Below are 12,627 nucleotides of genomic sequence, written 5' to 3' on the forward strand. Positions count from 1 at the left end.
TTATTGAAAAAACCCGAGAAATTACAGACCGGACAAGGGCGGCGCATGAAAAAGACCCGGAAACCGGAATTGTTTATTTTACCGGAATCCAAGTCTGATTAGGAATTGTTTATTTTAGTTAGACGATTTCAATACAAGCTTCGCTACAGCTTCCACATGAGCCGTCTGCGGAAACATATCCACAGGCTGAATATATTCCACGCGATAATCTTTCGACAGCGCCTGCAAGTCCTTCGCAAGCGTGGATGGATTGCAAGAAACGTAGACAAAGCGTTTCGGTTTGACTTTTTTGATCGTGTCCAGGAACGTGCTGTCACAGCCGGTTCTTGGCGGGTCGACGATAACGACGTCCGGACGGAAGCCTTCTTTCGTCCATTTCGGGAGCCAATGCTCAGCTGTTCCTGTTACGTATGTGGCATTTGTCATGCCGTGTTTTTTGGCGTTTTTCTTGGCATCATCAATTGATTCCTTGATGACGTCCATGCCGCGGACTTCCTTCGCTCCGTCCGCCACCCACATTCCGATGGTGCCGACGCCGCAATACGCGTCAACGACTTTTTCTTTTCCGGTCAGCTGCGCCGCTTTTTTCACTTCGTCATACAGCTTGACGGTTTGCTCCGGGTTGAGCTGGAAGAAAGCGCGGGCGCTCAGTTCAAATGATACGTCGCCAAGCACCTCTTGGATCACTGTTTTTCCGGCGAGCGGTTTTGTTTTCTCACCGAAAATCACAGAGGTTTTCGCTCCGTTTACATTTTGGATAATGGATTTGACCTCTGGCAGGCGCTTTTGGATCGCTTTGACGATTTCTTCCTTGTGCGGAAGCGTTTCTTTTGCTGTCACAAGCACGACCTGCACTTCGCCTGTTTCAAAGCCGACTCGCGTCACAATGGTGCGAACGTCGCCTTTTCGCTTCCGTTCATTATAAACAGACACATTGAAATCCTCTAAAATGCGGCGGACGATTCCTGTTGTTTTATTTGTTGCCGGATGCTGGACGACGCAGTCTTTAATCGGCACAATATCATGAGAATCAAGGCCGTATAAGCCGGCGATGATGCTGCCGCTTTGCGAGCGCCCGATTTGGAATTGGCTTTTGTTGCGGTAATTCCACGGGTTGTCCATGCCGATCGTTTCTTTGATTTCCATGTTCTCTATTTTAAACTTCGTATGGCGCTCAAGCGACTGAATGACGATGTCTCGTTTTTCCCGAAGCTGCTGGCTGTATGCAAGGTGCTGAAGCTGGCAGCCACCGCACTGTTCATAGACAGGACAAGGCGGTGCCACGCGGTGCTCCGACGATTTGCGGATCTTCTTAATGCGCCCCTCCGAAAACTTCGGCTGAACCTTTGTGGCCTGCACGACAACCTCTTCACCAGGAAGCGCGCCGGGCACAAAGACGACTTTTTTCTTAAAGTAGCCGACACCTTCACCGTTAATGCCGAGACGCTTAATCGTCAGCGGAAAGGTTTGTCCGACTTTCAGTTCGACGGGCGCCTGTTTCTTTTGTTGATTCACGTTGTTCTCTCCGTTTCTATAATGAAGCTTTCTGCAGATGGCAGAAAGTGAAATGTTTTTTCACATCTTTCTAGTATAACACGTTTGCAGGATTTCCTTCATTGTCAGACGAATTATTCGATACTCCTCCACAAATACAGAGACGCATAGCTTAAGTAAGGCTCCCACTCCTTGCTCATCGCCAGCATGATATCCTTTGCCGGCTTATCGTCCAGCTGAAAATGGCGTTTGATCGCATTCTGGAGACCGATATCGGCAAGCGGGAATAAATTAGGGCGTCCAAGGCCGAACATGAGGACGTTTTGCACGGTCCACGGGCCGATGCCTCTGATTTTGATCAGTTTCTTCATAATGTCTTCATCCGTCATATTCGGAAGCTCTGACAAGTCGAGTGTGCCTTCTGCGATCATCCTTGATGTATCAATGGCGTATTCCGCTTTTCTCATGCTGAATTGCAGATCGCGAAGATCCTGATAATCGAGTTCCGCAATCGTTTCCGGCTTTGGATAGCACCACACGCCGTCCTTCTGCTTGCCAAACGCATGGACAAACCGTTCTGTTAACGTGTAAGCGAAGGAAAGATTGAGCTGCTGGTGGATGATGCATTTCATGATGCAGTTGTACACGCTGTAGTCCAGTACAAGCGGCGTGCCTGCATGCTCTTCAAAAATGGCGGACAGACTCGTTTTCGAAAAATGATCGAGAACGTGATGCAAATCATGTTCCCATTGAAAAATCCGCTTGATTTCCTTCATCATCTCATCCTGATCCGTTTCCCCGCTGACGAGAAAATCAGGCTCGGCCGCATGGCCTAACGCCTGTACCTTCACAATACACACGTCCCCCGCCTGGTTTCTGATCGGCACGCGGATTTCCCGCGCTTCTTTATCTACCGCATTGAGGGGATCTAAAGACAGTCTGTCCAACACCCGGTCAAAATGGTACGGAGGCGTGACAGATACGTTTTCCTTCCACATGCAATCCACCCTTTTTCCGTTTTTTGTTCAGTATAACACGCCGCTGGAAATAGGCAGAGAACACCGTATACTTTTCTCATAAAGGCCGCATGATATAATGGCAGGTGGAGGGTTGTTTATGATCAACATTACCGCAATTACAACAGAGCATCAGCTGCTGAAAAATATACCAATCGAACGTGTGGAACAGCCTGATATTGCATGGTACTGGGTTGATTTTTACGGCCCGGAGGATACGGAAACGGCGTTATTGAGAGATTTTTTTCATTTTCACCCGCTTGCCATTGAGGATTGCTTCCAGCATATGCAGCGACCGAAGCTTGACCATTATGACGGCTATCGGTTCTACGTGATTCATGCGTTGAATAAGGAAACGCTGGAGACGGAGGAAGTCGATATCTTTCAAGGAGACAAATTTGTCGTCACCTTTCATTTACACGAAACACCCGGTATCGCCAAAGTCCGGGAGCGATTGTATGCTTCACCCGACATATTTAAAAAAGGGCCTGGGCACATTTCTTATATGATCATGGATCAGCTTGTTGATGAGTATTTTCCTCTCGTGTACAAAATTGAAGACCGGCTAAACGAAATTGAAGAAAGCCGGCCCCACAAAACGTACGGAACACTGATGAATGAGGTGTTTGATCTCAGGACAGACCTTTTGCACTTGAGACGGACAATTATTCCAATGCGTGATTTACTCTATCGGATTTTAAGCCTAGACCATGTGAAAGAGCAGCGGGAAACGAAAGCCTACTTCAGTGACATATACGATCATTTGTTAAAATTGTCTGAGATTGTGGAATCCAACCGTGACATGACGTCCGACTTGCGCGACAGCTACGTGACACTGAATTCAAACCGGATGAACGCGATTATGATGACACTGACGATCGTGTCAACCATTTTTATTCCGCTCACCTTTATCGCCGGGGTATACGGCATGAACTTCGACAACATGCCGGAGCTGCATTGGAAATACGGATATTTTGCCGTGCTCGGCCTTATGGCCGCGCTTGTGATCGGGATGCTGATATGGTTTGTACATAAAGGATGGTTCAATATATTTAAATGAGGACAGCGTGAAGCTGTTCTTTTTATGTTGGCAGATCATGTTCTTTTGTTTATAATGGAAAAAATATTCAGGGAGTGATCAGATTGAAAATCGCTGTCATCGGACTCGGCAATATGGGACAGCCCATTGCCAGAAATGTGCTTCAAGCAGGCTACAAATTGACTGTTTATAATCGAACTAAACAAAAGACGGAAGAACTTGCATCAGAAGGCGCACAGGCAGCTGACACGCCGCGACAGGCGGCAGAGTCAGCTGATATTGTCATAACGATGCTTTCAGATGACGATTCTGTCAGCGCCGTGACATTTGGAGAAGACGGATTGATTGAAGGATTAACAGAGAACGGCATTCACATCTCGATGAGCACGATCAGTGTTGAGTTCTCAGAAAAGCTCGCAGCAGCTCATGCGGAGAAAGGACAATCCTTCCTCGCCGCTCCTGTGCTCGGCAGGCCGGATGCCGCCGCCAAAGCCGCGCTCCGCATCATAACAGCCGGACCAGCGGAAGCAAAGCAAACAGCCAAGCCTCTGCTTGACAGCCTGAGTCAGCAGGTATTTGACGTCGGCGATGAAAGCAAGACTGCAAATGCAGCCAAAATCAGCATCAATTTCTTGCTCGTGTCTATGCTTGAGGCATTATCTGAATCATTCTTACTGATGGAAAAGTACGGCTTAGAACAAAAACAATTTTTAGAAATCGCCAGCGCGCTCTTTGGCTCTCCTGTCTATCAAAATTACGGAACCATCATGGCCGAGCAGAAATTTGAGCCGGCCGGTTTCAAAATGACCTTAGGTCTCAAGGATACCAATCTGGCACTCGCCGCCGCAGAACGAGTCTCTGCAAACCTCCCTCTTGCCGAGCTGGCCAAGAGCCATTTTGAAAGCGGGATTGAACAAGGCTTCGGAGATCTGGATTGGGCCGCACTGATTAAATGTATAAAGTAATGAGAAAAGCCTCTCCGTTTAAGGAGGGGCTTTTCAGATTGTTGACAAAATCCTAAAACGGGTTATGGTTTTAGGATTTTGTCATCTTTTCAGCGTGATTGAAAACCCTTGAAGTCTAGGAAGGCCGAGCATTGGAGCACAGCGAATGTTGAAATTCGTGAGCACCGAAGCGCAGGCCTGACAACGAATGCGAGGGTTTGTCGACACGCTGAAAAGCCTCTCCGTTTAAGGAGGGGCTTTCCTGTTACAAAGACGGCAGCTTCATCTCTTTCTCAAACATCAAATCATCAATGCTTTTAAATGTATAGCCTTGTTTTTTCAGATCTGTGATCGCATCATCCAGAGCTTCGGCATTGTCCCTCGATACGGTGTGAAGCAGGTAAATGGCTCCTGGATGCGCCTGCTTGATCATATGATCGTAGGCATATTTCTTCCCTTTTTGGTTGTTGATTTTCCAATCAACAAAAGCGACCGACCAGAAAACGGTTTGATAGCCTAAGCGTTTCGTTTCTTTTAGCACATACTCACTGAACACGCCGCGGGGCGGGCGCAGATACAGGTTGTCCTGCTTTCCCGTAATTTTATAGACCTCTTCGTTGACGGAATCAAGTTCGTCTTGAATCTGGTCAGCTGTTTTTTTCGTCAAATCCGGATGGTGAAAGGAATGGTTGCCGATAATATGCCCTTCATCTGACATTCGTTTGATCAGCTCAGGCTGATCCTTTACGAAATGCCCTGTGACAAAAAACGTTCCTGTTACGCGATGTTTTTTTAAGACATCAAGCACTTTTGGCGTATAGCCATTTTCATAGCCGTTATCAAACGTTAAGTAAATCGTTTTTTCCTTTGTATTGCCTAAATAAAACGCGTCATATTTTTCAATTAAACTGTTCAGCTGCTTCCCGGCATCAGGCGGCTGATGATTGACACTTCGTTTAAAGCCCCAGTTAATCGGCTCATTCGGCACCGCTTCCGCCTGTGCTGCGCCCCCGGCAAGCAAGACGGCGGCGCAGCATATTGAACACATCCACTTCATGGCCAGCGCTCCTTCTGCATTTTTTCTTATTTTACAGAAAGGTCCTTCGTTTTATACTGACGCTTTATGCCAATATAAAAAACCGCGGCATGCGCGGTTTTATTCCCAATCTTTTTTAAAGCGTTCGTATTTGGCTTCCAAGTCATCAAGCATGCTGATAAGCCTATCTATATCTTCAACGTCGGTTGCTTCAGGGTCTAATGAATCGATGACGTTCATAAACATATCAAGTCTGTTCTTTAAATAATCTAGCTGCTGATCCTTATTGTTTACTGCGTTCCCCATTCTGTTCCTCCATTCATTTTTTATTATGGTAGCTCATTTTTTGCCGTTTTTCAATCGTTCCGCTACTTGCGAACTTGTCAATTCAGGTCTAAAATTAACTGTTGGCAGCGTTAGTATGCCCCATTTATAAAGGAGTTAGATAGTCATGACACAAAACACGAAGCTGCGTCCGATTACACCCGAGTTTGACCCTTGGGAAGCCTATATGGATGTTGAGCAGTATGGCGAAATGCAGCTGACAAACGTTGAATTCACAACGACGACACTGTGCAATATGAGATGCGAGCATTGCGCTGTAGGCTATACCTTGCAGCCTAAAGACCCGAATGCTCTGCCAATAGATCTTCTGTTAAAACGGCTGGAGGAAATCCCGCGCCTGCGATCCATCAGTATTACAGGCGGAGAGCCGATGCTTTCGTTAAAATCAGTAAAGGAATATGTCGTTCCATTATTGAAATACGCCCATGAGCGGGGTGTGAGGACGCAGATCAATTCCAACCTGACCCTTGATATTGAACGATACGAATGGATTATTCCGTATCTTGATGTGCTTCATATTTCTCATAACTGGGGTACAGTTGAGGATTTTGCTGAAATCGGATTTGCCATGATGGACAGAAAACCGACCTTCGAACAGCGCGCGCGTTATTTTGAAAAAATGATCGAAAACAGCCGCACGCTTGTGGAAGCCGGGGTGATGGTATCTGCGGAAACAATGCTTAATAAACGCACACTTCCTCATATTGAGCATATTCACCGCCAAATCACAGAAGATATGAAATGTCAGCGTCACGAAGTCCATCCGATGTATCCGAGCGATTTCGCAAGCGCTCTTGAATCTCTCAGCCTGAAAGAGATGAGACAGGCCATTCACCGCTTGCTGGATATTCGTGATGAAAATACGTGGATGCTGTTCGGGACACTTCCGTTTTATGCCTGCAGTTCAGACGAAGAGGATCAAAAGCTGCTTCGCCGGCTTCGCGCGGCGAAAAACGTCACGGTGAGAAATGACCCTGACGGCCGTTCCCGCCTGAATGTGAACATTTTCGACGGAAACATTATCGTGACCGATTTCGGCGATACACCGCCGCTTGGCAATATTCAGACGGACAGCCTCCCTTCCGCCTATGAAAAATGGAGAGGGACCAAGCTTGCGAAAGAACTGAATTGCCACTGCCCGAATGTCCGATGCCTCGGGCCGAATGTTCTCGTCAAAAACAGTTATTATCAGAATACAGATTTCACAAAACGTCAAGCCAGGAGTTAGATGCGGATGGAAGAAACACTTACGGAGATTTTTCAGAATAAAATCGTCGATATTCTCCTCGTTGCCGTTATCCTTTGGATCGGTGTCTTTATCATCAACCGATTGGTGCAGCTATTTTTTAAACGGACGGACTTTATTGAAGAAAGAAAAGAAAAAACAATTGAAAGCCTTGTCCGTTCTGTCACCCAGTATACGGCGACGATTGGTTTTATCTTTTACGTTATTTCTTTATTTGTGCATGATTTCGGCAAAATTTTAGCCGGGGCAGGCGTGGCCGGTATCGTGATCGGTTTTGGCGCCCAATCGCTGATTAAGGATGTGCTGGCGGGTGTGTTCTTAATTTATGAACGCCAGCTGCACAAAGGCGATTATGTCACCGTCAACAATTTGTTTAACGGGACAGTGGAAGAAATCGGCCTTCGCTCTCTGCAAATCCGGGAATGGAGCGGGAAGCTTCTCACCATCAGCAACGGTGAGGTCAGACAGATAGAGAACTATAATATCGATTTTATGCGGATTACCGAATCCTTTCTCATCAGCTTTAAAGAAGATCCGGACCGCGTGTACAGCGTATTGGAAGAGGCATGTGACATGCTGAATGAAGAGCTTCGGGAATCATTGAAGCGGGATGAATTCGGCAATCCGACAGAACCGTTTCAAATCCACGGAATCACCGCATTGAATAAAATCAATCGCGGCGTCGAATTTACGGTAAAAGGCATGGTGAAAGATGATGATTATTTCAGTGCCAGCCTTGCAGTAAGACGGGTTCTCGTTCGCCAGCTGTACCAAAACAATGTGCAAATGCTTGAGGAAGCGGTCAGAATCGAGAGAACGCAATAAATAAAAAAACTGATTCCGAGTTGGAATCAGTTTTTTGTTTATCTTGGCTGTGAGGAAAGCTGAAAGCCAAACGAGACGTGGTCTTGAACCGGAATCCAGGCGCCGATACCCTGTGACGTGACATTTTTCACGACAAGTTTTCGTTTATTCCCTTTCAGCACTAAGTACACTTCTCCGTAAGTCACTTTTCCTTTTTCATTCACAGCCGGTGCATATGCATTTAAATAACCGATTTTTTTAGGAGCGACTTTATAAATCTGATCCCGCTTTGTACCCGCTCCGACGACTGTATCAAATGCAAGCGGAAGGTTCGTTTTTTTCATCGCTTTCAGCATCATCATGCTTTTGACATCTTCCGCATTTGGAACCTTAGCTGTGAGGCCGCCCTTTACTTTGTATTGCTGTTCCTGGGCATAATGCATTTCAGCCGTTTCTTTCCCGCCGCGGTTATCTGCACGGTTTGTGTTGATTTTTTTATATTCCCAGTTCGCAACTGTTTCATTTGATTCATAGCCGAGCGCCCATTTCCCGAGAAATATTGTTGCCCGGTAGCCGACCGCAAGCGGTGTGCCGGATATGTTGGATTCATTCAGCATTTTGATGAGGTGCGGATTTTCAATCTTCACCTCAGAATGATCGAGCAGTTCCTTTGCCAGCTTGCTCGGCTGAAGCATCGGCTGATCCTGTGAAGCATTTGGATACGTATTTTCCTTTGAAATGCTTGCGACAGAATTAGGAACCTTAAACTGCTTTTCCGCGTGGATGGGCTGAACGCCGAAAAAACCAAAGAATAACAACACAATAAGTGTGGAATGAAATAGCTTTTTCATCATATCACTCTTTCTATGGCATTTTCCCTTAGTCTTTTCATCCCGCTTTATTGTTATCCATCATTTTTTTAGGTTAAAGAAGGAAAAAGCCGATCGCCATAATGATATATGCGGCAAGCAGTGTCGCCCCTTCAAACCAGTTGGAATCGCCGTCATTCGAAATGGCGATCATCAAGAGAACCGATGATACCATCGCCACTAGCTCCGGCAGTGTAAACACAAGCGGCATGCTTACCGGGAAAAAGATGGAACAGATGACGAGAACCGGTGCGACAAACATAGCAATTTGCAGCGTGGAACCGACTGCGATTTCAACCGCAATGTCCATTTTATTTTTATAGGCCATGATGATGGCTGATGCGTGCTCCGCGGCATTACCGACAATCGCAACGATAATGACCCCGATAAACAGCTCACTCCAGCCGAACTGCTCAGCCACCGAGTGGAATGTGTGCACCAGGTTTTCGGATATGTATGCCACAGCAATCGTTGCGGCAAACAAAACAATCGTGGCAACCTTCCCTGACCATTCCGGCTCCTCCTCTTCCACATGCTGGGCAGCATGATTCGGCTGATAAACACCGCGGTGCGTGACGAGCTTAAAGTATAGAGCCGCCACATACAACAGAATCAAAATGATGCTGATGCCGATGCTTAAATTAAGCTTGCTCACGTCGCCCATACCAACCGAGAATACCTCCGGAATCACGAAAGCGACAATGATGGCAAAAATCAAAAGACCGGAATTATGGCGCGCATCATGGATATTAAATTCCTGCCGCTTATATTTTAAACCGCCGACAAAAAACGATAGGCCCGCTACCAGCAGCAGGTTCCCCAGCACTGAACCGGTTAAAGAGGCAAGCACGATTCCGGTCAGGCCTTCCTTTAATGCAAAAAGGGAAATAATCAGCTCAACCGCATTCCCGAAGGTGGCGTTTAAAAGACCGCCGATTCGCGGGCCTGCGATGATGGACAGCGCTTCTGTCGCCCTCCCCATATAGCTTGCAAGTGCGATAATCGTTATGCAATACACTGCAAAGAGAATGGCAGAAGGCCAATGCATGAAACTGCCGATCACAGAAAGCGGAATCCCCGCAGCTACTAAAATAAAAAAGATACGATTCATGGTGAGTTGGCTCCTTTTATATGACTTGTTTTATTTTTATTCTTCACAAAAATCATCATGATTACACGAGGTCAAATGTTTACCTGTGATATAGGCTTTTTTCAGGTTGCCTGCTTTTGGAAATCATTGTACGATCAACATAGATTCCACATAAGGAGAACAAACGCGATGTCACGATTTCATTTCTTTATTCTTGTTTTGCTCGTTTCCATTTCCGGGTTTTCACAAGGCATGCTGCTGCCTGTCATCTCGATCATTTTTGAAACAAATGGGGAATCGGCCGCCATCAACGGCCTGCACGCGACCGGACTGTACATCGGCGTGCTTTTAGCTTCACCGTTTATGGAGGCGCCACTCAGAAAGCTCGGATTCAAGCCGCTGATCGTCATTGGCGGAAGCATTGTGATTGTAAGCTTGTTCGGATTTGTTTGGCTTCAGTCGGTTTGGATCTGGTTCCTGCTTCGCCTGTTTATCGGAATCGGCGACCACATGCTTCACTTTTCTACGCAAACGTGGGTGACCTCCATGTCATCGAAACAAAACCGCGGAAGAAACCTGTCGATTTACGGGCTTTCCTTCGGTCTTGGCTTTGCCGCGGGCCCGTTCATGGTTCCGCTTGTCAAGCTGAGCCCGGCGCTGCCTTTTATCGTGTCCGGCTGCTTCAGTCTGTTTGCGTGGCTTTTTGTTTTCTTTCTACAAAATGCATACCCGGAAACCAGTCCTTACGAAACCAAATCAGACAATAGTTTCAGGCGGTTTTATCAAGCCATGCTGTTTGGATGGGTTGCCTTTATGCCTACATTCGGCTACGGCTTTTTGGAGACGGCCCTAAACGGAAGCTTTCCGGTGTACGCGCTCCGACTGGGAATAACAGTAGATGCAGTGGCACTGATCCTTCCCGCTTTTGCGATTGGCAGCATTATCTTTCAGTTTCCGCTCGGCATCCTCAGCGATAAATACGGGCGACGGAATGTGCTGCTTGTCATTTTACTGACAGGGGCGCTCTGCTTTTTCATCGCCGGCGTATTCCCTTTGCCTTTCGTGATCGGCTGCTCCTTTTTTATAGCGGGAATGGCAGTCGGATCAACCTTTACACTTGGCATCAGCTATATGACAGATCTTCTTCCGCCCCACCTGCTGCCGGCGGGGAACCTGCTTTGCGGCATTACATTCAGTCTCGGCAGCATCCTTGGCCCGATTGCCGGCGGCTGGTATATGCAGACATTTGAAAGCGCAAACTTGTTTTATTTCATTACCCTTACGCTTAGCGCTGTATGGCTGGCCCTTGTCCTGGGCAAACCCAAAAGCTGGTCACCGGCTGAGACTTATTCTTCATCTTCCTAATCAAAAAGCCTCCTGACATGACGTCAGGAGGCTTTTATGCTAATGATAGCCGTTTTGTCCGTTGGCGCTTCCGCTTGTTTTATTGCTCGATTTGCTTTTCGAATTTTGTTTATTGTGGCTTCCGCCTTTTTTCGTATGTTTGGTCATCACGATAGCCCCCCGACATCTTTTTGAACCGAAGTTCGTTTATAGGGTGCACTAATAATAGGGATTTTCATCAGGAAGCTTTTTACGTTTATGTAAAAGAGCGTTGATTTCTCCCCCCAGGATAATTAAAATGCCGCTCAAGTAAAACCAAATCATCAGGACGATGATTCCCCCGATGCTTCCATATGTGGCGCTATAATTTGCAAACGTACTGACGTAAAATGAAAACAGGGTGCTGACAACGATCCAGCCGATGGTCGCAAACACCGCACCGGGCATGACAAAGCGGAGGGACAGCTTTTTGTTCGGCGCGATGACATACAGGGCGGAAAAAACGATCAGCAGCACAAGCGGGCTGACACCCCAGCGAACCGCCTCCCAAACGGATAAAAACAGATCCGACGCACCGACAAAGTCTGAAGCAAGCATCCCGATCTGCCGGCCAAATACCGGCAGAAGCAAAGCCACTAAAATGGTAAATACCATGGCGATTGTCAGAAAAATTGAGGTTAGACGAACAATGATAAAAGAGCGGTTTTCCTCCACATCATACGCATGATTTAACGAGCGGACGATGGCGTTCATTCCATTAGACGCAGACCATAAAGCCGCGATAATCCCGAATGACAGCAAACCGCCATTTCGATTATTTAAGGTTTGATGGGTAATGGATTCAACGAGGGACATCGCACTGGCGGGAGCATATTGTTCGACAACTCCCAGAACATCATCGGTAGAAAGCGGAAGATACGCGGTGAGCGTCAGCATAAAAATCAAAAACGGGAACAACGACAATAGAAAAAAATACGCCAGCTCCGCTGATTTGCTTTGCCCTTCATGAAGGGTATATCTGCTGAAAAGCTCTTTTAAAAAATTCATGTCGCCTCACCTCGCATGTTTGATTATTTTTTTGTAAAATGCTCTTTCGTTTGTTGTACGAGCTCCATCACTTGCGGCGTTGTTTTCTTCAGTTCTTTCACCTGCTGATTCACAAAGTCGACTTCTTTTGACAGCGTTTGGGCCAGCTTCTTAGCCTCATCCACTTTTGTGATGACCGTGTTTTTCAACAGTTCCGGATTGCTTTTGTACAGTGAAAGTTTATGCTTGCATGTCAGCCATCTCATGCCGCATGCCTGTCTTGTCGGCTTATGGAGCAGCGATAACGCCGCGCCTGCCGCAGCTCCGAGAAATATACCTTTCAGCATTAAACGTTCGTTGTTCATGCAAATTCT

Annotated in this window: 13 protein-coding genes; 5 read left to right on the top strand and 8 right to left on the bottom strand. The window is 46.8% G+C overall.

Going from position 1 to position 12,627, the window contains the following annotated elements; all coding sequences use genetic code 11:
• Nucleotides 1-114: 114 nt before the first annotated feature.
• A complete protein-coding gene (rlmD, locus tag KHQ79_RS16145) occupies nucleotides 115-1,515 on the bottom strand; it encodes a 23S rRNA (uracil(1939)-C(5))-methyltransferase RlmD (RefSeq protein ID WP_119913559.1) in 1,401 nt (466 codons plus the stop codon).
• Between the two features lie 113 nt (nucleotides 1,516-1,628).
• Nucleotides 1,629-2,492: a DNA-3-methyladenine glycosylase family protein gene (locus KHQ79_RS16150; protein ID WP_225516048.1), complete on the bottom strand. Its 864-nt coding sequence runs from the start codon at nucleotides 2,490-2,492 to the stop codon at nucleotides 1,629-1,631.
• A 118-nt stretch (nucleotides 2,493-2,610) separates the two neighbouring features.
• Between KHQ79_RS16150 and corA the strand changes: the two genes are divergently transcribed.
• Together corA and KHQ79_RS16160 are read left to right on the top strand one after the other, a co-directional pair.
• Complete coding sequence (corA, locus tag KHQ79_RS16155; protein ID WP_003239822.1) at nucleotides 2,611-3,570, top strand: magnesium/cobalt transporter CorA; 960 nt, start codon at nucleotides 2,611-2,613, stop codon at nucleotides 3,568-3,570.
• Nucleotides 3,571-3,653: 83 nt separating this feature from the next.
• Nucleotides 3,654-4,514, top strand: coding sequence for an NAD(P)-dependent oxidoreductase (locus KHQ79_RS16160; RefSeq protein ID WP_225516050.1), 861 nt, complete (start codon nucleotides 3,654-3,656; stop codon nucleotides 4,512-4,514).
• Between the two features lie 244 nt (nucleotides 4,515-4,758).
• Here KHQ79_RS16160 and pdaA read toward each other — a convergent pair whose 3' ends face one another.
• Nucleotides 4,759-5,550 carry a delta-lactam-biosynthetic de-N-acetylase gene (gene pdaA / locus KHQ79_RS16165; RefSeq protein ID WP_060398171.1) on the bottom strand — a complete coding sequence of 264 codons (792 nt, stop codon included), beginning with the start codon at nucleotides 5,548-5,550 and terminating at the stop codon, nucleotides 4,759-4,761.
• 99 nt (nucleotides 5,551-5,649) lie between these two features.
• Nucleotides 5,650-5,835, bottom strand: coding sequence for an SE1561 family protein (locus tag KHQ79_RS16170; protein ID WP_003239829.1), 186 nt, complete (start codon nucleotides 5,833-5,835; stop codon nucleotides 5,650-5,652).
• A gap of 145 nt (nucleotides 5,836-5,980) precedes the next feature.
• Between KHQ79_RS16170 and yfkAB the strand changes: the two genes are divergently transcribed.
• Together yfkAB and mscC are read left to right on the top strand one after the other, a co-directional pair.
• The gene (yfkAB, locus tag KHQ79_RS16175) at nucleotides 5,981-7,102 is read left to right on the top strand and encodes a radical SAM/CxCxxxxC motif protein YfkAB (protein ID WP_060398170.1); all 1,122 of its coding nucleotides are present in this window, start codon (nucleotides 5,981-5,983) and stop codon (nucleotides 7,100-7,102) included.
• A complete protein-coding gene (gene mscC, locus KHQ79_RS16180) occupies nucleotides 7,103-7,945 on the top strand; it encodes a mechanosensitive ion channel protein MscC (RefSeq protein ID WP_119913554.1) in 843 nt (280 codons plus the stop codon). It abuts the gene before it with no gap.
• A 38-nt stretch (nucleotides 7,946-7,983) separates the two neighbouring features.
• On the opposite strand, the gene KHQ79_RS16185 is transcribed toward mscC, so the two are convergent.
• Entirely contained in the window at nucleotides 7,984-8,778 is a 795-nt protein-coding gene (locus KHQ79_RS16185) for a YfkD famly protein (RefSeq protein ID WP_119913553.1), read from the bottom strand.
• 70 nt (nucleotides 8,779-8,848) lie between these two features.
• A complete protein-coding gene (gene cax / locus KHQ79_RS16190; protein ID WP_003239837.1) occupies nucleotides 8,849-9,904 on the bottom strand; it encodes a calcium/proton exchanger in 1,056 nt (351 codons plus the stop codon).
• A 168-nt stretch (nucleotides 9,905-10,072) separates the two neighbouring features.
• Between cax and KHQ79_RS16195 the strand changes: the two genes are divergently transcribed.
• On the top strand, nucleotides 10,073-11,248 hold the full coding sequence (locus KHQ79_RS16195) for an MFS transporter (RefSeq protein WP_084990678.1): 1,176 nt from the start codon (nucleotides 10,073-10,075) through the stop codon (nucleotides 11,246-11,248).
• Between the two features lie 198 nt (nucleotides 11,249-11,446).
• Here KHQ79_RS16195 and KHQ79_RS16200 read toward each other — a convergent pair whose 3' ends face one another.
• Both KHQ79_RS16200 and KHQ79_RS16205 read right to left on the bottom strand, forming a co-directional pair.
• Nucleotides 11,447-12,274 (bottom strand): YihY family inner membrane protein, encoded by an 828-nt coding sequence (locus tag KHQ79_RS16200; RefSeq protein ID WP_019257785.1) that lies wholly within the window; start codon nucleotides 12,272-12,274, stop codon nucleotides 11,447-11,449.
• Nucleotides 12,275-12,297: 23 nt separating this feature from the next.
• Nucleotides 12,298-12,618 (bottom strand): hypothetical protein, encoded by a 321-nt coding sequence (locus KHQ79_RS16205; protein ID WP_088111325.1) that lies wholly within the window; start codon nucleotides 12,616-12,618, stop codon nucleotides 12,298-12,300.
• Nucleotides 12,619-12,627: the final 9 nt, after the last annotated feature.

The organism is Bacillus sp. TSO22 (assembly GCF_020223595.1).
Lineage (GTDB): Bacteria > Bacillota > Bacilli > Bacillales > Bacillaceae > Bacillus > Bacillus inaquosorum.